This window comes from Yimella sp. cx-51, from assembly GCF_017654605.1.
Taxonomy (GTDB): domain Bacteria; phylum Actinomycetota; class Actinomycetes; order Actinomycetales; family Dermatophilaceae; genus Yimella.
The window spans coordinates 2,214,117-2,235,483 of sequence record NZ_CP072113.1 but is presented as its reverse complement, the minus strand read 5'-3'; the positions used below and the strand labels follow the sequence as shown (position 1 = coordinate 2,235,483).

The window sequence follows — 21,367 nt, the reverse complement described above, 5'->3', positions numbered from 1 at the left end:
CAGACAGAGCCCAGCCTACGCCTGCAGGTTGGGCTCTGTCCGAGCGGGTGAAGCGATCGGTCAAGTGACGTCGCGACGGTTGGTCAACCACGTCCCGATGGCCACGAAGATCGCTGCGTAGACCAGCAGGGTCAGGCTGCCCTGCCACCAGTTGAGCCCGGCCGTGGACGCATCGGGGTCACCTGAGTAACCACCGAGTACGGCAGCGGTGGCCTGGCTCGGGAGGAACTGGGCGACGTCCTTGCCCCACGAGATGCTGCTGATCGCGAAACCGATGATCGGTTCGACGATGAACGCGATGCCGACGCCGATCAGGATGGCCGCGACCTGGTTCGGGATCAGCACGCCCAGACCGAGGCCGATGAGCGCCCAGAGGCCCAGCACCAGCAACACCAGGAGCAGCGAGCGGGTGAGCGTCCCTGCTTCGGGGAAGGCCTGCAGGCCCCGGGCGGACAGGATGGCCGCTCCGACCGACACCGAGCCGACCAGGAAGACCAACCCGTAGAGGATGCCGAAAGCGAGCAACGCGATCACCTTGGAGGCGATCATGCTGGGACGCTTGGGGTTGGCCAGCAGCGTTCCGGTGATGGTCTTGTGACGGTATTCGGCACCGATCGTCATGATGCCGATGACCATGAGGAAGACGTAGCCGAAGCCGACTCCGCCGGTGTAGGTGTTGATCGCGGCTTCCAGCGGTGTGAACACAGGTACGCCGGGATTGTTGGGGTCAGGCTTGGTGCGCGAGATCGCACCGAAGAGGAGCGCGAACAGCGCTCCGCAGGAGAAGATGGCGATCGCCATGCCCCACCACATCCGGGTGGTGAGCATCTTGCGGATCTCAGATTTCACTGCGCGTCCCATCAGCGACCTCCTTCGATCGGTGCCTGCTGGGCTTGCGGCGCGCCGCCGCCTCCCGGCTGGTGGTGCTGGTCGGACTGCGCGCCCAGATTGCGGTTTCGGGCATCGCCCTGGCTCGTGAGCTGGAAGAACAGGTGCTCCAGATCGGCCTTCTGGCGGGTGAGCTCATGCACCCGTACGCGAGCCTCGTAGGCGAGGTCGCCGACGCGTGCGGGGTCGTCGCTGACAGCGACCACGACGCCGGATTCGTCACCCGGCTCGGCCTTGATGCCAGCGCCTTGCAAGGCCTGCGCCAACTGCCCGGCGTCCGGGGTGCGCACCCGCACCTTGGGCTCACCGCGCAGTTCCTCGATCGTGCCCTGCCGGATGAGGCGGCCGTTGGCGAGGATGATCACGTCATCGACGGTCTGCTCGACCTCGGAGAGCAGATGGCTGGACACCAGGATGGTCTTGCCTTCGCCCGCCAGGTGACGCAGGAAGCCGCGCAGCCAGCGGATGCCCTCAGGGTCGAGGCCGTTGGCCGGCTCGTCCAGGATGAGGATGTCCGGGTCGCCCAGCAGAGCGCCGGCCAGGCCGAGGCGCTGCCGCATGCCCATCGAGTAACCACCGGCACGCTTCTTAGCGGCGGCCGGAATGCCGACGAGTTCGAGCAGTTGGTCGGCACGCGAGTCGGGCAGGCCAGCCGAGGTGCAGAGCACCCGGAGGTGATCGCGTCCGGTGCGTCCAGGGTGGAAGTTGGTCGCCTCCAGTGCAGCACCGACGGTGCCCAGTGGGTTGGCGAGGTCGACGTAGGGCACGCCACCGATGGTGGAACTGCCGGATGTGGGCCTGATCAGGCCGAGGATCATCCGCAGCGTGGTGGTCTTGCCGGCGCCGTTCGGACCGAGGAAGCCGGTGATCCGGCCCGGATCCACACTGAACGACAGGTCGTCGACGGCGCGAAAGGTCTTGAATGATTTGCTGAGTTGATTGACTTCAATGCGGCCGCGTTCCTTCGAGCCCGCGGTCGCTGGTGGAGCTGACACGTTTGGAGACCCCCAAGTCGACGTGTTGGCAATGGACCACTCCATCAGAACATTGCCACCGGGTGATGTTGGTCACCGGCCCGCGGGTTCTCGTGTGAAGAAGGTCATGCTCGGCCGGATCCGGGAGGCGTATCGCCCGGCTGAGATGGGCGAAGCTGGGCGCCCAGCCGTGCCACTATTGCAGCCCTATGTACGAATGGCTTCTCATCGGCGTCGGCGTGCTGCTCACGGTCGGGACGGCGATGTTCGTGGCTGCGGAGTTCTCACTCGTCGCGCTCGACCGTCCCAGTGTTCAGCGCGCCGTCGACGAAGGCCACGCCGGCGCCGGTGCGGTGCTTCCCTCGCTGCGCTCGCTGTCGACCCAACTCTCGGCTGCCCAGGTCGGTATCACCCTCACCACCCTGGTGCTCGGCTGGTTGGTGGAGCCGTCGCTCGGCAAGCTGCTCGAGGGTCCGCTGGAGTCGATCGGGCTGACCGGCACCGTCGCGGCCACCACCTCGACCGTGCTCGCGTTGGTGATCGCCGCGGTCTTCTCGATGATCTTCGGCGAACTCATCCCACAGTTCCTCGGCATCTCCGCACCGCTGCAGGTCGCGACCGTGGTTGCCGTTCCGGTGCGCATCTTCGCGTTGATCTTCCGCCCGCTCATCCTTGTGCTCAACGGTTCGGCGAACGCGGTCTTGCGGGCGATGAACATCGAGCCGCAGGAAGAATTGTCGGCCGCTCGCACCCCACAGGAGCTGGCGAGCATGGTGCGCCAGTCCGCCGCCGCCGGCACGATCGAGGAAGGCACGGCGGCGATCCTCGCCCGGTCGCTCGGTTTCGGTGATCGGGTGGCCGCCGACGTGATGACCCCGCGCGTGCGTAGTTCTGCCGTCGAGCGCACCGCCACGGCTGCTGATGTCATCGATCTGGCCCGAGCGTCCGGCCACTCGCGGTTCCCGGTGCTCGGAGACGACTGGGACGACGTCGAGGGCATGGTGCATGTCAAGAAGGCCATCGCCGTGCCGCCGGACCGCCGCGACGACGTGCCCGTGACCGCACTCATGGTGCCGCCGGTCTTCGTCCCCGAGACGGTGCGTCTCGACCCGTTGCTCTTGCAACTGCGCGGTGCAGGCCTGCAGATGGTCGTCGTGATCGACGAGTACGCCGGTACCAGCGGGGTCATCACGCTCGAGGACGTCATCGAGGAGATCGTCGGCGAGGTGAGCGACGAGCACGACCTGGTGACCGACCCGAGCCGCCTGCTGCCGGACGGCAGTTGGACGGTTTCGGGCATGTGGCGTCCGGACGAGGTGCGTGATCGCATCGGGGCCGAGATTCCCGAAGGCAAGACCTACGAGACGGTCGGTGGCTTCGTCATGGAACAGGTCGGTCGCGTTCCGCAGGTGGGCGACGAGATCGGGTTGGACGGCTGGCGGCTGCGGGTGCTGTCGATGGACAAGCGCCGTGTCGACCGCGTGCGCCTGACGCCGGTGGTGCCTGTTGACGAGGCGGACGAGTCGTGAGCCTCCTCTTCTCACTGTTGTTGCTCGTCGGCAATGCCTTCTTCGTGGGCGCCGAGTTCGCGGTCATGGCCGCCCGGCGCACCCAGCTCGAACCTTTGGCGGCTCGGGGATCGAAGCGTGCGGCCAAGGCGATCGAGGCGTTGGAGAACGTCTCCTCGCTGCTTGCCTGCGCCCAACTCGGCATCACCGTGTGCTCGGTGCTGCTCGGTGCCGTCGCCGAGGATGCCCTGCACCACCTGCTCGTGGGACCGATGGATGCGCTGGGCATGCCGACCGGTGCAGCGGATGTCGTGGCCCTGGTGCTCGCGCTGTTGATCGTGGTCTACCTGCACGTCGTGCTCGGTGAGATGGTGCCCAAGAACATCGCCATCGCTGGTCCTGACCGGGCAGCACTGCTGCTCGCCCCGGCGCTGTTGTGGGTGACCCGGGTCCTTTCCCCGCTGATCAAGGCGCTGGAAGCGATCGCGAAGTTCGCGGTGCGCCGCCTCGGCATCGAGCCCAAGGACGAGATGTCGACCACCTTCTCGGCGCACGAGATGGAGATCATCGTCGAGGAGTCGCACCGCGAGGGTCTACTGGAAGCCGAGCAGCAGGAGCGGGTGCGCGACGCGCTGGAGTTCAGCGACCGGGTGGCCGCGGATGTCGCTGTGCCTCGCGACGATCTGGTCACGCTGCCTGTCGGTGCCACCCCGGCGCAGGTGGAGAAGCTCGTGACCAAACGGGGCTTCTCGCGTTTCCCGCTGGTCGACGAAGGTGGTGCGCTGGTCGCATACGTGCACCTGAAGGACGTGCTTTACGCCCGCGACGAGCTCTACGACGAACCGGTGCCGCCGCGGCGCATTCGCCGCCTGGCCACCGTTCGTCCGCAGGACGAGGTGGAGGACGTGCTGCTCACCATGCAGCGCACCGGCGCCCACCTTGCGCGCGTCGTCGATGACACTGGCGCCGCCACCGGTGTGGTCTTCCTGGAGGACGTCCTGGAAGAACTGGTCGGCGAGGTGACCGACTCCACGCAGCGCTGACCGCAGGTGCGGACGACGCGAAACGAGTGGCCAGGAAATCCCTGGCCACTCGTTTCGTGTTTGCAGCGCTACGGCTGGAGTCAGTGCTTCTTGAGGCCGTCCTTGATGAGGTTCATCACCGAGGAGTCGGCCAGCGTGGTCACGTCACCGACCTCGCGGTTCTCGGCGACGTCCTTGAGTAACCGACGCATGATCTTGCCCGAGCGGGTCTTGGGCAGTTCGGGCACGATCATCACCTGGCGAGGCTTGGCGATCGGCCCGATCTCCTTGGCGACGTGATTGCGCAGTTCCTGCACGCTCTCGTCCCCGTTGTCGGCGTAGCCCTCGCGCAGGATCACGAAGGCGCAGACCGCCTGGCCGGTGGTCTCGTCGGTGGCACCGACCACGGCCGCCTCGGCGACGGATTCGTGTGAGACCAGAGCCGATTCGATCTCGGCGGTCGACAACCGGTGCCCGGAGACGTTCATGACGTCGTCGACCCGGCCCAGCAGCCAGATGTTGCCGTCCGCGTCGTACTTCGCGCCGTCACCGGCGAAGTAGTAGCGGGGGCCGAAGCGGCTCCAGTAGGTGTCCTGGTAGCGCTGGTCGTCGCCCCAGATGGTGCGCAGCATCGCCGGCCACGGCTTTGTGAGCACCAGGTAGCCCACCTGCTCCGGTTCGGTGAGCGGGTTGCCCTCGTCGTCCAGGATCTCGGCGCTGATGCCCGGCACCGGGTTCTGCGCTGATCCCGGCTCCAGCGTGGTGAGGCCGGGCAGCGGCGAGATCATGATCGCACCGGTCTCGGTCTGCCACCAGGTGTCGACGATCGGCGCAGAGCCGCCACCGATGTGGTCGCGGTACCAGCGCCAGGCCTCGGGGTTGATCGGCTCGCCCACCGAACCCAACATGCGGATCGAGCTGAGGTCGTACTTCGCGGGGATCTCGTCGCCCCACTTCATGAAGGTGCGGATCGCGGTGGGCGCGGTGTAGAGGATCGTCACGCCGTACTTCTGGATGATCTCCCACCAGCGACCCTGGTGCGGGGTGTCCGGCGTGCCCTCGTAGAGCACCTGCGTTGCGCCGTTGGCCAGCGGTCCGTAGACGATGTAGGAGTGACCGGTGACCCAGCCGACGTCGGCGGTGCACCAGTAGACGTCGGTCTCGGGGTGCACGTCGTGCACGATCGAGTTGGTGTACGCGGCTTGGGTCAGATACCCGCCGGACGTGTGCAGGATGCCCTTCGGCTTACCGGTGGTGCCGGAGGTGTAGAGGATGAACAGCGGCTGTTCGGCCTCCATTGGTTCGGCGGTGTGCTGATCGGACTGACGGTCGACGACGTCGTGCCACCACTTGTCGAGTTCGTCGTTCCAGGCCACCTCGCCGCCCGTGCGTCGGACGACCAGGACGTGCTTGACCGGGTGGTCGCCGTGGGTGAGCGCTTCGTCGACCGCAGCCTTCAGAGGTGCCGGCTTGCCGCGGCGCCACTGGCCGTCGGTGGTCACCACAACGGTCGCCTCGGCGTCGGTGATCCGGGTGTGCAGTGCTTCGGAGGAGAAGCCACCGAAGATCACCGAGTGCGGTGCGCCCAGACGGGCGCAGGCGAGCATCGTGAAGACCGTCTCGGGGATCATCGGCATGTAGATCGCGACGCGGTCGCCCTTGTCGATTCCCAACTCCTGCAACGCATTCGCGGTCTTGCTGACTTCACGCAGCAGGTCGTTGTAGGTGATGGTGCGCGTGTCGCCCTGGTCGCCCTCGAAGTGGATCGCGACCCGGTCACCGTTGCCGGCCTCGACGTGTCGGTCGACGCAGTTGTAGGCGACATTGAGCTCGCCGTCGCCGAACCACTTCGCGAACGGGGCATTGCTCCAGTCGAGCGTCTGGGTGAAGTCCTTGCTCCAGGTGATGCGTGACCGTGCCTGATCGGCCCAGAAACCTTCGAAGTCGGCGCTCGCCTGGTCGAAGAGGTCCTGCGTGCCGTTCGCGTTCGCGGCGAAGGCCGGGTCGGGTGCGTAGGTGCTGTCGCTCACAATCCTCAATCCTCAAATCTCTCGGGCAGGTGCCCGGTGTGGCCAAGCGGTGGCGGGGGCGCAGCACGCGCCCCCGCCAACCTTTCTAGTGATCGATCGCCTCGGCAACACCGTGACCGGTCAGCGAACGTACTTCCATCTCCGCGTACTTCGCGGCGTTGAACTCCTTGCTGGTGACGCTACCGAGCCAGCCGAGGAAGAAGCCGACCGGAATCGACACGATTCCCGGGTTGTCGAGGGGGAACCAGTGGAAGTCGATGTCCGCCGGCAGCATCGACAGCGTTTTGCCGGTCTTGGGGTCGACACCCTTACCGCTGACGACCGGGCTGAACATGATCAGCCCGACCGCGGTGATCAGACCGCCGTAGATGCTCCACACGGCGCCGCGGGTGTTGAACCGCTTCCAGAACAACGAGTACAGGATCGTCGGCAGGTTGGCGCTCGCGGCGACCGCGAAGGCCAGGGCCACCAGGAAGGCGATGTTCTGGTCCTTGGCGAGCATTCCGCCGCCGATCGCGATGACGCCGCCGACGAGGGCCGCGATGCGAGCAACCTTCACCTCGGACTCCGACGAGGCCTGGCCGCGCTTGATCACCTGGTTGTAGATGTCGTGCGCGAAGGTCGCGCTCGTGGTGATCGTGAGGCCGGCGACGACGGCGAGGATCGTGGCGAAGGCGATGCCCGACACGATGCCCAGCAGTGGAGATCCGCCGAGTTCGTAAGCCAGCAGCGGGGCAGCGGCGTTGGCCTTGCCGGGTGCGGCGTTGATCGTGTCGGGTCCGACCAGTGCTCCGGCCCCGTATCCGATGACCAGTGTCAGCAGGTAGAAGCCACCGATGAGCCAGATCGCCCACTCCACCGACTTACGCGCTTGCTTGCTGGTGGGCACCGTGTAGAAGCGCTGCAGCACGTGCGGCAGACCGGCGGTACCCAGCACCAGGGCGAGGGCGAGGGAGATGAAGTCGAGCTTGGTGGTGGAGTCCTTGCCGTACTTCAGCCCGGGCGACAGGAGCTTCTCGCCGGCCTTGGGGTTTTCGGTCACTGCTGCGTGGAGCAGGTTGCTCGGGTTGAACCCGAACTTGCCGAGCACCCAGATCGTCATGATGAAGGTCGCCGCGATGAGCAGCACGGCCTTGATCATCTGCACCCAGGTGGTGCCCTTCATGCCGCCGATCATCACGTAAAGCACCATGATCACGCCGACGACGGCGATGACGAGGTTCTGGGCGGTGGCGCCGCTCACCCCGAGCAGCAGCGACACCAGGCCGCCGGCGCCGGCCATCTGGGCGAGCAGGTAGAAGAACGAGACGCACAGTGCCGAGGTGGCTGCAGCCATGCGGACCGGACGCTGCTTGAGGCGGTAGGAGAGCACGTCCGCCATCGTGAACCGGCCGGTGTTGCGCATCAGTTCGGCGACGAGCAGCAGGGCGACCAGCCATGCGACGAGGAAGCCGATCGAGTAGAGGAAGCCGTCGTAACCCTGCAGCGCGATGGCGCCGGCGATGCCGAGGAAGGACGCCGCAGAGAGGTAGTCACCCGCGATCGCCAGACCGTTCTGCTTGCCGGAGAAGGCGGCGCCACCGGTGTACATCTGGCCGGCGGTCTTGTTGCCGGAGGCCACCTTGATGACGATCGTCAGCGTCACCAGCACGAAGACAGCGAAGATCGCGATGTTCAGCGTCGGGCTACCGACCTTGTTCGCGGTGGCGAGGTTCATCAGCGCGGTGTTCATCGGTTGCTGTCCTCCTGCGCGAGGCGGGCGCCGATGGCGTCCGCGCGGGGGTCGAACTCACGGTTGGCCCAGCGCGCGTACATGAACGTGATCGCGAAGGTCGTGACGAACTGACCCAGACCCATCAGGAGGCCGATGTTGATGTTGCCGAGCACCTTGGTGCCCATGAAGCCGGGCGCGTAGATCGACAACAGCACGAACAGGAAGTACCAGGCCAGGAAGAAGGCCGTGATCGGGAAGACGAACCCGCGGAACTTCTTGCGAAGCTCGGCGAATTCGGGGGACTGCTGGACCGCGATGAAACGGTCGTCGACTTTCGTAGCGGCGTCATCGCTCACGAAGTCACCTCCGGATGGGTTCGGGCACACGGGGGGTCGTGTGATCGGTGTCACAAACCTTTGTGGAGCGGGCCGGAGGGTCGCCACCGTTTTCGGCGCTGCTGCGCCGGACGGGGGCGATGGGTCGACGTGCGGGTCGATCTGTCGCGACGAGCGGTACGGATCGTGCGACGAGCGGCGACTTCAGCTGCGCTGGGCGACGGCTTCGGGGATGTGCAACTGGGCCATCGTGCGGCCAGTGGACGCCGGGATGGTCGACGGAGTGGCGAGCGAGACGATCACCATGACCGCAACGGCGAGCGGTGTCGACCAGGCGGCCGGGTCGAGCAGCAGCTGACGCGCGGTGCCGGTCACCGCATCAGGTAGGGCCAGGGTGGTCACGAAGGAAACGACGGTCGCGCTCGCGCCGACCAGGATGCCCGCGATCGCGCCGGTTCGGGAGAGCCCGCGCCACCAGACGCCCAGCACTACCAAGGGGGCGAACGTGGCGGCAGCCATCGCGAAGGCGTAACCAACGATGAGCGAGATGCCGAAGGTGGGGCTGAGGAGGGCCATCGCAAAGGGCGCACTCATCGCGAAAGCTGTTGCGAACCGGAAGGATTGGCTCGGTTTGACGCCCGGACGGCGACGGCGGACGGCGGGGCGCACGATGTCCTGGTCGAGTACGCCGGCAACGGCCATCAGTAGTCCGCTGGCCGTTGACAGGAATGCTGTGAAGGCGCCCGCTGCGAGTAGGGCACTCAGCGCTTCACCGGCTGCTCCACCGACGGCTGCGTGCGGTAGCAGCAGCGACATCGTGTCGCGGTTTGCCGCGTCCGTTCCCAGGTAGACCCGTCCCAGCCAGCCGTACACCGGAGGCCAAATGTAGAAGATCCCGAGCAGAGCCAGCACCGCGACGGTGGTGCGGCGAGCCTCGCGTCCGGTGGGGTTGGTGTAGAACCGCACGACGACATGCGGCAGGCCCATGCTGCCCAGGCAGAGCGCCAGCAGGACGCTGTAGGTGCCGTAGAGGCTGCTTCCACCCGTCTGCGCCAAGGGATCCCACCAGGCGGAGTCGGCCGACGCGGAAGGCCGGGCGTCGCGCAGCCACACACCCAGCATGACGAAAGCCGGCACAGCGATCGCCGTCAGCTTCAGCCAGTACTGCACTGCCTGCACGAGCGTGATTGAGCGCATTCCGGCGAGCGCGACGTTGAAGGTGACCAGCACCGCGACGACTGTCGCCCCGACCCATCGGGGCCATCCGGTGACGTGCTCCAGCACCAGGCCGGCGCCTTGTAGTTGCGGCAGCAGGTACAGCCAGCCGATGCCGATCACCAGCACGGAGCTGATGCGGCGGGCAAGCCGGGAGTCGAGCCGTAGTTCGGCGAAATCGGGCAGCGTGTACGCGCCGCTGCGGCGGAGTGGTGCCGCGACGAGCACGAGCAGGACGAGGTACCCGACCGTGTAGCCGACGGGCAACCAGAGTGTGTCCAGGCCGCGTTCGTACATCAGCCCCGCGACGCCGAGAAAGCTTGCAGCAGAGAGGTATTCACCGCCGATCGCGCTGGCGTTGCGCCACGGGGTGATGGTGCGACCGGCGACGTAGAAGTCACTCGTGCCCCGGGTGAAGCGCAGACCGAGCAGGCCGAGCGCGGAGGTCAACAGGCAGACCGCGGCGATCGCGACCGTGCTCCACGTGGAGGTCACGGGTCGTTCACCAGTGCACTGAACTCCGCCTCCAATCGCTCAGAGGCGCGCACGTACTGGCGCCCGATGATGATGGCGGTGGGGTAGACCAGCAGACCGAGCACGAGCCAGGCGAAGGGCAGACCGAAGATGGTTGCGTTGCGGGTCGAAGGAACGAGGTGGAACAGCAGCGGCAGTCCGCCGAGACTGAGGACGCCGACCAGGATCACCCGCAGGGCGAGCCGGAGTTGGGCGCGGATGAGGCCGTCGACGTAGACCTCACCGAGTTCGGTCTGGGTGTTGATCTCGTCGCGAAGATCCTGCTGACCGGCTCGCACCATCGGACGTCGTGAACTGGTGATGCGCACCCGCTCAGCCGGCTCGGTCACGACTCCTCGCCGCGGCGCAACAGGTGCTGTCGCAGCTCCCGCGTGTGCCGGCGGCTGACCTGGAGGTTCTGGCCGTCGATGGTCACCGAGCAGCGGCCGTCGTCCGTGTGGAGTTGGGTGACGAACCTCGTGCACACCAGGGTCGAGCGGTGGATCCGGATGAAACCCGCTGCGGCCCAACGTTCTTCGAGAGTGCTCAGGGGGATGCGCACCAGATGGGTGCCCTCGGAGGTGTGGAGTTCGGCGTAGTCACCCATGGCCTGGACGAAGCGGACGTCCGAGCGTTGGATGAATCGGGTGACGCCCCCGCGCTCCACCGGAATGCGCTCGTCGTCGGTCGCTGGTTCCTGGTGATGCACGGCGCTGACGCAGCGGCGGACGGCCTGGGCGAGTCGCTCGGGTCGCACCGGTTTCATCACGTAGTCGACGACATCGATCTCGAACGCGTCGACGGCGTACTCGTCGTAGGCGGTCACCAGTACGACCTGCGGTGGTCTCGGGAGCCGGCGGATGACCCGGGCCAGTTGCATGCCGTCCAAACCCGGCATGTTGATGTCGCTGAAGACGACGTCGATGCCGCCGTGGTGCAGGACGTCCAGCGCTTCGCCGCCGCTGGAGGCTTGCCGCACCTGCGCGATGTGCTCGTCGTGGTTGAGCAGCCAGGCCATCTCCGACCTGGCCGGGGCCTCGTCATCGACCACGAGCACGGTCAGGGCGGCGGACATGGAGGTCAATCTACGTTCCCGGAGCGAACTTCGGCACCCGGAACGACACCTTCATCCCTGAGCCTGGAGCCGTTTCCACCACGAGTCCCCGGTCGTCGCCGTAGATCTGGCGCAGGCGGGCGTCCACATTTCCCAGACCGATCGAGTCGGAGGTGCCAGGGCTGTCGAGCACCTCCTGGATGCGCGCCGGTTCGGCCCCGACCCCGTCGTCCTCGACGCTGATTTCCGCCTCCGCGCCGAGGTCGCGCGCCACGAGCACGACCGTGCCGACGCCGGCCTTGGGGGCGAGTCCGTGCCGGACGGCGTTCTCCACCAGCGGCTGGATCGCGAGGTAGGGCACCCGGATCGGCAGCACCTCGGGTGCCACCTTCATCCGCAGTTGCAGCCGCTCCCCGAAGCGGGCCTGCTCCAGCACGAGGTAGCGCTCGACGTTGTGCAGTTCCTCGGCCAGCGTCGCCGACGCCCCGCCCTGTCGCAGTGCGTAGCGGGTGAAATCCGCGAACTCCAGCAGAAGCTCGCGGGCCCGGTCGGGGTCGGTGCGCACGAAGCTGGCGATCGCGCCGAGGCTGTTGTAGATGAAGTGCGGACTGATCTGGGCTCGCAGCGCCCGTAGCTCGGCCTCCATCGTGCGCGTGCGATCGGCTGACAGGTCGGCGAGTTCGACCTGGGTGGCCACCCACCCGGCGAGTTCCTCGGCCGCCCGGGCGAGTCCGGCCGACGGCTGCGACCCGGACGCGACGAGCATGCCGACCACGCTGTCGCGCACCTGGATCGGGGCCAGCACGGCAGACCGGACGGGGCAATCGGGATCGCTGCAGTCGAGATGCGTCACGACGGCGAGCTTGCCGTCGTCGATGTGCTCAGCGACCGCGGCGTGCACCTCGTCCACGTGGTGCTCGCCGGTGCCGTCCCACGCCAGGACGCCGTGCCTGCCGGTCAGCGCGAGGGCGGGCGTGGCAAGGAGGGCGCGCAGGTGAGGGAGTGCCTTCTGTGCCGAACCCTCGTCCAAACCGGCGCCGAGATGTCGACCGGCCAGGGCCGCCTTGTGCAGGGTGTCGTAGGTGGCGCGATCGCGCTCGCTGACGAAGCCCTTCTGCAGGTTGTTGCGTCGCAACACTTGCCAGAGCAGAAGGAGGATGAGCAGCGCGCCGACCAACAGGACGATGGTGACCGGCGCGGGCGAGGGCATGGCCCGAAGCGTACGGGCATGAGCTCGGAGCGGCGCGCCGCGACGTCGGGTGTTCGAGCGGCGGTTGGGATAGGACGTCATGCGCGGTGCACAACTCGCGGACGCCGGGAGCAGTGTCCGCGAACCGGCTCATTCGCGAGCAGTGTCCGCGCCGTCCGCGATTTGTGCACGCGATAGGTGCTCCGGGTCGTGACCCGCGAAGGATCAGCGAGGTTGCGCGCAGCATGCATGAGAAGAGCCGCTGGCCTGTGTTCCCAGGTCAGCGGCTCTTTCTGTCTTGCGCCCCCTGCAGGATTCGAACCTGCGCTCCCGCCTCCGGAGGGCGGTGCTCTATCCCCTGAGCTAAGGGGGCTCAGCAGCGGCCAACCGTACCAGCAGGACGCCGTATTTCACGCATCGGCCGTGCTTGCTCGGGCGCACGAGCTTGTGGGGTCTATGGGCCCGCGATGCCCCCTGGACGAGTCGCTCGAGCTTGGGTTGGCACACGATTGAGCTTGTGGCAAGGGCGTGCGGACGCCCTGTGCATAAGTCTGCGTTTCAAGTCGTCTTGTGGATACCCGCGGGTAGTCCAATTCCGCTGTGGGCGAACGAGATTCACGCATCTGAACCCTTCCACTCGATATCGAACATGTGTACGATCGGGGTATCGAACAGGGGACCGCTGGGGAGGGGGCGAGGCGCGCATGAGCATCGGTCATGTCGGGTCGCGTGATGACTCCTACCCGGGTGAAGCGGCTGAGTGCGCGGACGCGGTGCAATCGGTGGTGGGTGATGTGCGCCGGCTTGCTCAGATCTCGTCGAATCTGACTGATGTGGAGTTGACTGCTGCCGCGCGGGCGTTGGCGGTGGTGATGCAGCAGGCCGAAGCGGCTCTGGTGGCGGTGACCTCGGATGCGATCGAGCGGGGCGCGGTGTACCGGTCGACAGCGGCGGACGCGTGCCAGTGGGTGCAACGCCTGTCGACCGGTGAGCCCGTCGCCGCTCTGGTCGGTGCTGAAACAGCCTCTCTTGCAGGGCCTCCGGTGCCGGCTGCCACCGAAGCCGAGAGCGCCGGTGTCGAGGGCGATGATTCTCAGGGAGGCGGTCTGTCTGCGGGCGGGATGGAACCGGCGCATGCCTCGCGGGTGGCGAAGCTGGCGGACGCGTGCTTGGTGCCGGCGAACCGGGTACTGCGTGACGCAGTGACCACAGGGGCGGTGAACACCAGCGTCGCCAAGACCGCGTTGGATCACACGCCACGCGTGGCGGCCGTGCTGGATGGTGCGGAGCGTGATCAGATTTTCGGGTGGTACCTCTCGCTCGACCCGGGCGCCGGATCAAAGCAGGTGCACCATGTCGTGTCGTGGTGGGCCGGCGCCTCCACAAGCCTCCTGAATTCGGCGTTGTTGTGCGGCACGCATCACCGCATCGTGCACCGCGACGACCTCACGGCAACCGTGACCGGTGAGCGCGTGACCTGGCAACGCGCCAAAGCCGCCGAGGTGGCGTGAACTTCGTCCAATTCGTGAGTGATCGAACGGCAGGCCGGGACGCATGGGTAGCGTTGCCGCTGATGAACGACCAAGCAGCTCTGACTCCTGTTTTCTCCCGCAATACGCATCGCGGCGCGGACGGCTCGATGTCCATCGCCGGGCACGACGTCCGTGACCTCGCGCGCGAATTTGGCACGCCTGCCTATCTCGTTGACGTGGATGACGCCAGGTCGAGGGCCCGTGAGTACCGCGACGAATTCGCCCGCGCGTTCGAAGGCATTGGCACCGTCTGCGATGTCTTCTACGCGGGCAAGGCCTTTCTGTCGGTGGCCATGGCGAAGCTGGTGCGCGAAGAGGGCCTGCATCTAGACGTCTGCAGCGGCGGTGAACTCGCCGTCGCCATCCGAGCTGGCGTGCCTGGAGAACTCATCGGCATGCACGGCAACAACAAGTCGGTCGCCGAGATCGATGCAGCGCTGGCGCACGGAGTCGGTCGCATTGTCGTTGACTCCTTTGAGGAGATCGAGCGGGTCGCGGACGCCGCCGCACGAGCGGGTGCCACCGCGAAGGTGATGCTCCGCGTGAAGACCGGGGTCGAGGCACACACCCACGAGTTCATCGCCACCGCGCACGAAGACCAGAAGTTCGGGTTCGGGCTTGAGACCCAGGTGGGGGAAGCGGTCCGGCGGGTGCTGGCACGCGAAGAATTGCAACTGCTCGGCTTCCACTCCCACATCGGTTCGCAGATCTTCGAGTCCGACGGATTCGCCGTAGCGGCAGAGCGCCTGATCGGCTTGCAGTTGGCGGTTGCCAAGGAGCACGGCGTCACTCTGCCCGAGCTCGATCTGGGCGGGGGCTTCGGCATCGCCTACCTGCCCAGCGATGTTCCGTTGGCGCCTTCGGTGATGGCCGACCAGCTCGCCTCGATCGTCCAGAAGGCGTGTACTGCTGCAGGAACCGAGATTCCGCGCATCTCGATCGAACCCGGTCGCTCCGTCATCGGCCCGGCCGGAATGACCCTCTACACCGTCGGCACGGTCAAGCAGGTGGTGGTCGACGACGAGCTCAGCCGCACCTACGTCGCCGTCGACGGTGGCATGAGCGACAACCCCCGCCCGGTGCTCTACGACGCCGAGTACCACTGCGAGGTCGTCAATCGTTCCGCCGAACCGGCTACGCAGAGCCGCGTGGTCGGCAAGCACTGCGAGTCGGGCGACATCGTCGTACGAGATGTGTTGCTGCCGAACGATATTCGCGCCGATGACCTGGTGCTCGTGGCCGCGACGGGTGCCTATTGTCGCTCGCTGTCGAGCACGTACAACCACGTACCTCGCCCGCCGGTCATCGCAGTGGAAGAGGCGGGTGCGCGGCCGTGGATACGTCGCGAGACCATTGAGGACCTGTTGTTGCTGGAGAGTGAGTAAGGCATGTCGGAGTCGGTGCGGATCGCGCTGCTCGGTAGTGGAGTCGTCGGGGGAGCGGTCGCTCGACGATTGACGGAGGCGAAGGACGAATTCGCTGCCCGGATCGGTCGACCGCTGGAGATCGTGGGAGTCGCGGTTCGCGACACCACCAAGGACCGCTCCGACACCGGTCTCGACGCATCGTTGTTCACCACCGATGCCGAGAAATTGGTGACAGAAGCCGACATCGTCGTCGAGCTCATGGGCGGCATCGACCCGGCGAAAGCGTTGCTGCAGAAGGCCATTGAGTCGGGTGCGAGCGTCGTCACGGCGAACAAGGCGCTGCTCGGTCAGGACGGCGCCGAACTCTACGAACTCGCCGAGAAGCACGGTGTCGATCTCTACTACGAGGCCGCGGTCGCGGGAGCGATTCCGCTGATCCGACCGATGCGGGTCTCGCTCGCCGGCGACAGCGTGCACCGCGTGATGGGCATCGTCAACGGCACCACCAACTTCATCCTCGACAAGATGGATCGCACCGGTGCGCAGTTGAGCGATGTGCTCGCCGAAGCGCAGGCGCTCGGTTATGCCGAGGCCGACCCGACCGCTGACGTCGAGGGCCACGATGCCCAGGCGAAAGCGGCCATCCTCGCCTCACTCGCCTTCCACACGCGCGTGCGCACCTCCGACGTCCACGTCGAAGGGATCATGGGCGTCACGGCCGACGACATCCGAGCGGCACGGCGAATCGGCTGTGTCATCAAGCTCCTGGCGATCGCCGAACTCGTGGAGAAGGACGGCACGCAGGCGGTCAACGTGCGCGTGCACCCAACCCTCATCAACCGCAACCATCCGTTGGGATCCGTGCGCGAGGCCTTCAACGCCGTCTTCGTCGAAACCCAGCTGGCCGGCGAACTGATGTTCTACGGCCGTGGAGCCGGAGGCGACCCCACAGCCTCGGCGGTGCTCGGTGATCTGGTGCAGGCAGCCAGGCACCGTGTCACCGGAGGACGCGGCCCAGGGGAGTCGGCGTATGCCAACCTGCCCATCGAGCCGATCGCTGCCTCGCAGACCGCCTACTTCATCCGCCTCGATGTCGAGGACAAACCAGGTGTGCTCGGCAATATCGCCAAAACCATTGGCGAACACGGGGTTTCGATCGAGTCGATGCGTCAGGGAGCCCGGCGCTCACAGGACGGCGTGGCAACGCTGCACATTATTACGCACCGCGCGAACGAAGCCGATCTGGCGACCGTCGTCGATGAGCTGAAGAGCTCCGACGATGTGCGTGAGGTCTTCTCGGTGCTGCGCGTCGAAGGGGAATGAGGACATGGCACATCAATGGCGCGGAGTGATCCGCGAGTACGCAGACCGCTTGCCGATGCTGGAGGGAGCCCCGGTCGTCACCCTCGGCGAAGGCGGCACTCCGCTCATCCACGCCAAAGGCCTCAGCGATCTCACCGGCGCAGAGATCTGGGTGAAGTACGAAGGAATGAACCCGACCGGTTCGTTCAAGGATCGCGGCATGACCACCGCGATCTCGATGGCCGCGAAGGCGGGCGCCAAAGCTGTGGTCTGCGCGTCCACCGGTAACACCAGCGCGTCGGCTGCCGCGTACGCCACCAAGGCCGGCATGACCTGCGCCGTGCTCGTGCCCGACGGCAAGATCGCCATGGGCAAGCTCGGCCAGGCGATCGCCCACGGCGCCACGCTCCTGCAGGTCGACGGCAACTTCGACGACTGTCTCGGCGTGGCTCGCAAGCTGGGGGAGGCCTACCCCGTCGAACTGGTCAACTCGGTCAACCCTGCTCGTATCGAGGGACAGAAGACCGCTTCCTTCGAGGTGATCGACGTGCTCGGCGATGCACCCGACATCCACGTGCTGCCGGTCGGCAACGCGGGCAACATCACCGCCTACTGGCGGGGCTACAGCGAGGCCGTTGACAGCGCCCACGGTGCGCCGATGGCCACGAAGCGGCCGATGATGTGGGGCTTCCAGGCCGAAGGCGCAGCACCGATTGTCCGAGGTTTCCCGGTCGACGAGCCCGAGACCGTGGCGACAGCCATCCGCATCGGTAACCCGGCGTCGTGGAGGCAGGCCGAGGCCGCCCGCGACGAGTCGGGCGGTGTGATCGACATGGTGAGTGACGAGCAGATCCTGCACGCGCACCGCCTGCTGTCGAGCACCGAGAGCATCTTCGTCGAGCCCGGTTCGGCCGCGAGCATCGCGGGCCTGTTGAAGATGCACGAAGCCGGACGCATCCCCGCCGGCGTGCGCATCGTGTGCACCGTCACCGGCCACGGCCTCAAAGACCCGCAGTGGGCCCTGAAGACGGCCGACGGCAGCGACGTGCAGCCCACCCGGGTGCCGGTCGACGTCGTTTCGGTGGCGCGCGCACTCGGCCTCGAAGACTGATGTCGGAAGGAATTCGGCTCGGCGCTCAGGTGCGCGTCGAGGTGCCGGCGAGCTCGGCGAACCTCGGTCCGGGCTTCGACAGCCTCGGCCTCGGCATCGAGTTGCGTGATGTGGTCGAGGTCGAAGCCGTTGGCGACGGTTTGGCCATCGAGGTCTTCGGTGCTGGTGCCGGTGAGGTGCCCATCGACGAACGCCACCTGGTGTATCGCTCGATGCTCGTCGCATGGGACCGCCTGGGAGTCCAAGCACCGGACGGCCTGCGGATGAAGTGCACCAATGTCATCCCGCATTCACGTGGTCTCGGGTCGTCTGCGTCCGCCATCGTCGCGGGAGTTGCGGCAGCGGTCGCCCTCACCGGGCGTGATCTGGACGAGGCGAACGTTGCGCTGATCAGCGACATCAGCAGCGCCCTCGAGGGTCACCCCGACAACGCCTCGGCGAGCGTGTACGGCGGGTTCACCGCCTCGTGGTGGAGCGGTGAGGCGTGGCTGACGCGGTGCCCACCGATTCACCCCGACATCGACGTCCTCGCCCTCGTTCCTGATGTCACGCTTTCCACCGATAAGGCGAGATCGGCTCTGCCGCAAGAGGTTCCGCTTGCTGATGCAGCACGTACAGCCGGCCGAGCGGCGCTCCTGGTGCATGCGCTGACCACCGATCCTGACGTGCTGCACCCGGCGACGGCCGACTGGTTGCACCAGGAGAATCGCCGACCGGCTTATCCGCAGAGCATGGCCGTGGTCGACGCGTTGCGCGCTGAGGGGCACGCGGCCTTCATCTCCGGGGCGGGTCCCACCGTCCTGGTGCTCGGGCAATCTGGGTCACTGGATCAGGTCGACAGTCCAGGCGAGGGCTGGTCGGCGTTGCGTCCGGGGATCGCTCGCGACGGGGTCCGGGTCGTTTCGCATAATCGCTGATCAAGCGTGTACCTTGGGTCACGTACCAAGTGAGGTTCCGGTTCTCCGGCAAGCCCCAGGTGCATTCACATCCCGCAGCGTCACCTTTTCGATGGTGCTCACCTGCGAGTTCAACACAATGGCCTCATCTGTGAGGCGCAGCCCCGATCGATCATTCTGATCGAGCCTGGCGAGGGGGAAGGAACCTTCGTGACTGAAACCACCGAGTCCGCGACGACGGCAGCAGCCGAGTCGGGCTCTCGAGGATCCCTTGGTTCGCTCAAGTTGGACGAGTTGAAGCGACTCGCCGGCACCATGGGCATCAGCGGAACCTCCAAGATGCGCAAGAGCGACCTGTTGGCCGCCATCCAGAGCCGTGGCGAGGGATCGTCCCGCCCGGCTGCTGAGCGCACCGCACCCAAGACCGACGACGCCCCGGCCGCTGCGCCGCAGCGCACCCGTCGTGCGGCTCGATCGGCAGTGACCACTCCTGCCGCTGAGCCGAACGAAAGTGTTGCGCCGCAGGCCGAGCGCCAGGACGCGCCGGCCGAGGTGCCCGCCCAGACCGGCGAGCGGAACGAGCGCACTGCGCGCACCGACCGCTCCCGTGGCGAGCAGAACGACGACAGCCGTTCCACCAACGACCGGTCGCAGGGCCAGGGCGAGGAGCGCCGTCAGGACGCCGACCAGTCCAGTCGCGACCAGCACGAGCAGCAGGACGGCGGCAACCGTCGCGAGCGCGGCCAGCGTGGTCAGCAGGGTGGCCGTGGCGACCAGGGCCAGAACCGTGGTCAGCAGGACGGCGACAGCCAGCGCGGGCAGAACGACCGTGGCGGCAACGACCGCAACCAGAACGACCGTGGTCAGCAGAACCAGCAGGGCGGCCGCAACCGCGGTGGCCAGCAGGGTGGTTCGCAGCAGGGTCAGCAGGGTGGCGGCCAGCAGGGTCAGCAGGGCGGTCAGGGCAACCAGCGTGACAACAACGACTGGGACGACCGTGGCGGCAACAACCGTCGCCGTCAGCGTGGTCGTGACCGCAAGCGCGGCCGTGGTCGCGCCGAGGAGTTCGGCGATGTCGACACCCAGGTGCGCGAGGACGACGTCCTCGTGCCCGTGGCCGGCATCCTGGATGTGCTCGACAACTACGCGTTCGTGCGCACCAGTGGTTACCTGCCGGGCCCGAACGACGTCTACGTGCCGCTGAACATCGTCAAGAAGAACGGCATGCGCAAGGGTGACGCGATCACCGGCGCCGTCCGTGCGCTGCGTGAGGGCGAGCAGCTCCCGGCCCGCCAGAAGTTCAACGCGCTGGTGCGTCTTGACTCGATCAACGGCATGGCCCCGGAGCAGGCCGGCAAGCGCGTGGAGTTCGGCAAGCTCGTGCCGCTCTACCCGCAGGAGCGCCTGCGCCTGGAGACTGCGCCGAACATCCTCACCACGCGCATCATCGACCTCGTCGCGCCGATCGGTAAGGGCCAGCGTGGTCTGATCGTGGCTCCGGCCAAGGCCGGTAAGACGATGGTGATGCAGTCGATCGCCAACGCGATCACCACGAACAACCCCGAGTGCCACCTCATGGTCGTCCTGGTCGACGAGCGCCCCGAGGAAGTCACCGACATGCAGCGCGCGGTCAAGGGCGAGGTCATCGCTTCCACCTTCGACCGTCCCGCCGACGACCACACCACGGTCGCCGAACTCGCGATCGAGCGCGCCAAGCGCCTCGTCGAGCTCGGCCACGACGTGGTCGTGCTGCTCGACTCGATCACCAAGCTCGGCCGTGCCTACAACCTGGCCGCCCCGGCGTCCGGACGCATCATGTCCGGTGGTGTCGACTCCGCTGCGCTCTACCCCCCGAAGAAGTTCTTCGGTGCCGCGCGCAACATCGAGGACGGCGGCTCGCTGACCATCCTGGCCACCGCGCTGGTCGAGACCGGCTCGCGCATGGACGAGGTGATCTTCGAGGAGTTCAAGGGCACCGGCAACATGGAGCTCAAGCTCGACCGTCAGCTGGCCAACCGCCGCATCTTCCCGGCGGTCGACGTCAACAACTCTGGCACGCGCCGCGAGGAAATCCTCCTTGGTGCCGACGAGCTGAAGATCATGTGGAAGCTGCGCCGCGTGCTGGCTGCCCTCGATCAGCAGCAGGGCATCGAGTTGCTGCTCGACCGGTTGAAGAAGACCAAGAGCAACGTCGAGTTCCTCATGCAGGTGCAGCAGACCTCCTCCATCAAGCTGGATGACGAAGACTGATCTGCTCGCAGGCTCACAGCTCAGTCTTCGTCCGGTGTTGTTGGTCGCGGCTCCTCCTCCGGGAGGCGTCGCAGGCTCCGCCGCCCGGCATCGTCGTCCGCGACGTGAGGACTGATCTGCTCGCAGGCTCACAGCTCAGTCTTCGTCCGGTGTTGTTGGTCGCGGCTCCTCCTCCGGGAGGCGTCGCAGGCTCCGCCGCCCGGCATCGTCGTCCGCGACGTGAGGACTGATCTGCTCGCAGGCTCACAGCTCAGTCTTCGTCCGGTGTTGTTGGTCGCGGCTCCTCCTCCGGGAGGCGTCGCAGGCTCCGCCGCCCGGCATCGTCGTCCGCGACGTGAGGACTGATCTGCTCGCAGGCTCACAGCTCAGTCTTTCGTCCGGTGTTGTTGGTCGCGGCTCCTCCTCCGGGAGGCGTCGCAGGCTCCGCCGCCCGGCATCGTCGTCCGCGACGTGAGGACTGAGAAGAG

The 21,367-nt window shown here is 66.7% G+C and carries 17 protein-coding genes and 1 tRNA gene; 8 read left to right on the top strand and 10 right to left on the bottom strand.

Annotated elements, in window-relative coordinates; all coding sequences use genetic code 11:
* Window positions 1-60: 60 nt before the first annotated feature.
* Together J5M86_RS10645 and J5M86_RS10640 are read right to left on the bottom strand one after the other, a co-directional pair.
* Window positions 61-861 (bottom strand): ABC transporter permease subunit, encoded by an 801-nt coding sequence (locus J5M86_RS10645; RefSeq protein WP_188059450.1) that lies wholly within the window; start codon window positions 859-861, stop codon window positions 61-63.
* Complete coding sequence (locus J5M86_RS10640; RefSeq protein ID WP_244328321.1) at window positions 861-1,883, bottom strand: ABC transporter ATP-binding protein; 1,023 nt, start codon at window positions 1,881-1,883, stop codon at window positions 861-863. The genes J5M86_RS10645 and J5M86_RS10640 overlap by 1 nt, the downstream gene beginning before the upstream one ends.
* Window positions 1,884-2,071: 188 nt before the next feature.
* On the opposite strand from J5M86_RS10640, the gene J5M86_RS10635 reads away from it, so the two are divergent.
* Together J5M86_RS10635 and J5M86_RS10630 are read left to right on the top strand one after the other, a co-directional pair.
* On the top strand, window positions 2,072-3,391 hold the full coding sequence (locus J5M86_RS10635) for a hemolysin family protein (RefSeq protein WP_188059452.1): 1,320 nt from the start codon (window positions 2,072-2,074) through the stop codon (window positions 3,389-3,391).
* Window positions 3,388-4,413 carry a hemolysin family protein gene (locus tag J5M86_RS10630; protein WP_188059453.1) on the top strand — a complete coding sequence of 342 codons (1,026 nt, stop codon included), beginning with the start codon at window positions 3,388-3,390 and terminating at the stop codon, window positions 4,411-4,413. Before J5M86_RS10635 ends, J5M86_RS10630 begins: the two co-directional genes overlap by 4 nt.
* 80 nt (window positions 4,414-4,493) lie before the next feature.
* On the opposite strand, the gene acs is transcribed toward J5M86_RS10630, so the two are convergent.
* The 8 genes from acs to J5M86_RS10590 all read right to left on the bottom strand — a co-directional run bounded on the left by acs (window position 4,494) and on the right by J5M86_RS10590 (window position 12,815).
* A complete protein-coding gene (gene acs, locus J5M86_RS10625; protein WP_188059454.1) occupies window positions 4,494-6,422 on the bottom strand; it encodes an acetate--CoA ligase in 1,929 nt (642 codons plus the stop codon).
* 85 nt (window positions 6,423-6,507) lie between these two features.
* The gene (locus J5M86_RS10620) at window positions 6,508-8,154 is read right to left on the bottom strand and encodes a cation acetate symporter (RefSeq protein WP_188059455.1); all 1,647 of its coding nucleotides are present in this window, start codon (window positions 8,152-8,154) and stop codon (window positions 6,508-6,510) included.
* Window positions 8,151-8,492 carry a DUF485 domain-containing protein gene (locus J5M86_RS10615; protein WP_188059456.1) on the bottom strand — a complete coding sequence of 114 codons (342 nt, stop codon included), beginning with the start codon at window positions 8,490-8,492 and terminating at the stop codon, window positions 8,151-8,153. Before J5M86_RS10615 ends, J5M86_RS10620 begins: the two co-directional genes overlap by 4 nt.
* A 183-nt stretch (window positions 8,493-8,675) precedes the next feature.
* Window positions 8,676-10,181: a cation acetate symporter gene (locus tag J5M86_RS10610; protein WP_188059457.1), complete on the bottom strand. Its 1,506-nt coding sequence runs from the start codon at window positions 10,179-10,181 to the stop codon at window positions 8,676-8,678.
* Entirely contained in the window at window positions 10,178-10,549 is a 372-nt protein-coding gene (locus tag J5M86_RS10605; RefSeq protein WP_188059458.1) for a hypothetical protein, read from the bottom strand. Before J5M86_RS10605 ends, J5M86_RS10610 begins: the two co-directional genes overlap by 4 nt.
* Window positions 10,546-11,274 carry a LytTR family DNA-binding domain-containing protein gene (locus tag J5M86_RS10600; RefSeq protein WP_188059459.1) on the bottom strand — a complete coding sequence of 243 codons (729 nt, stop codon included), beginning with the start codon at window positions 11,272-11,274 and terminating at the stop codon, window positions 10,546-10,548. Before J5M86_RS10600 ends, J5M86_RS10605 begins: the two co-directional genes overlap by 4 nt.
* Before the next feature lie 10 nt (window positions 11,275-11,284).
* Entirely contained in the window at window positions 11,285-12,463 is a 1,179-nt protein-coding gene (locus J5M86_RS10595) for a histidine kinase (protein WP_188059460.1), read from the bottom strand.
* Window positions 12,464-12,743: 280 nt separating this feature from the next.
* Window positions 12,744-12,815: transfer RNA gene (locus J5M86_RS10590), tRNA-Arg, on the bottom strand.
* A gap of 331 nt (window positions 12,816-13,146) precedes the next feature.
* Here J5M86_RS10590 and J5M86_RS10585 point away from each other — a divergent pair.
* From J5M86_RS10585 to rho, 6 genes are all read left to right on the top strand, one after another.
* The gene (locus tag J5M86_RS10585; protein ID WP_188060386.1) at window positions 13,147-13,953 is read left to right on the top strand and encodes an HNH endonuclease signature motif containing protein; all 807 of its coding nucleotides are present in this window, start codon (window positions 13,147-13,149) and stop codon (window positions 13,951-13,953) included.
* Window positions 13,954-14,015: 62 nt separating this feature from the next.
* Window positions 14,016-15,359, top strand: coding sequence for a diaminopimelate decarboxylase (lysA, locus tag J5M86_RS10580; protein ID WP_188060387.1), 1,344 nt, complete (start codon window positions 14,016-14,018; stop codon window positions 15,357-15,359).
* Window positions 15,360-15,362: 3 nt separating this feature from the next.
* The gene (locus tag J5M86_RS10575; RefSeq protein ID WP_188060388.1) at window positions 15,363-16,664 is read left to right on the top strand and encodes a homoserine dehydrogenase; all 1,302 of its coding nucleotides are present in this window, start codon (window positions 15,363-15,365) and stop codon (window positions 16,662-16,664) included.
* 4 nt (window positions 16,665-16,668) lie between these two features.
* Window positions 16,669-17,754, top strand: coding sequence for a threonine synthase (thrC, locus tag J5M86_RS10570; protein WP_188060389.1), 1,086 nt, complete (start codon window positions 16,669-16,671; stop codon window positions 17,752-17,754).
* Window positions 17,754-18,671 (top strand): homoserine kinase, encoded by a 918-nt coding sequence (gene thrB, locus J5M86_RS10565; protein WP_188060390.1) that lies wholly within the window; start codon window positions 17,754-17,756, stop codon window positions 18,669-18,671. Before thrC ends, thrB begins: the two co-directional genes overlap by 1 nt.
* 189 nt (window positions 18,672-18,860) lie before the next feature.
* On the top strand, window positions 18,861-20,900 hold the full coding sequence (rho, locus tag J5M86_RS10560; RefSeq protein ID WP_188060391.1) for a transcription termination factor Rho: 2,040 nt from the start codon (window positions 18,861-18,863) through the stop codon (window positions 20,898-20,900).
* Window positions 20,901-21,367: the final 467 nt, after the last annotated feature.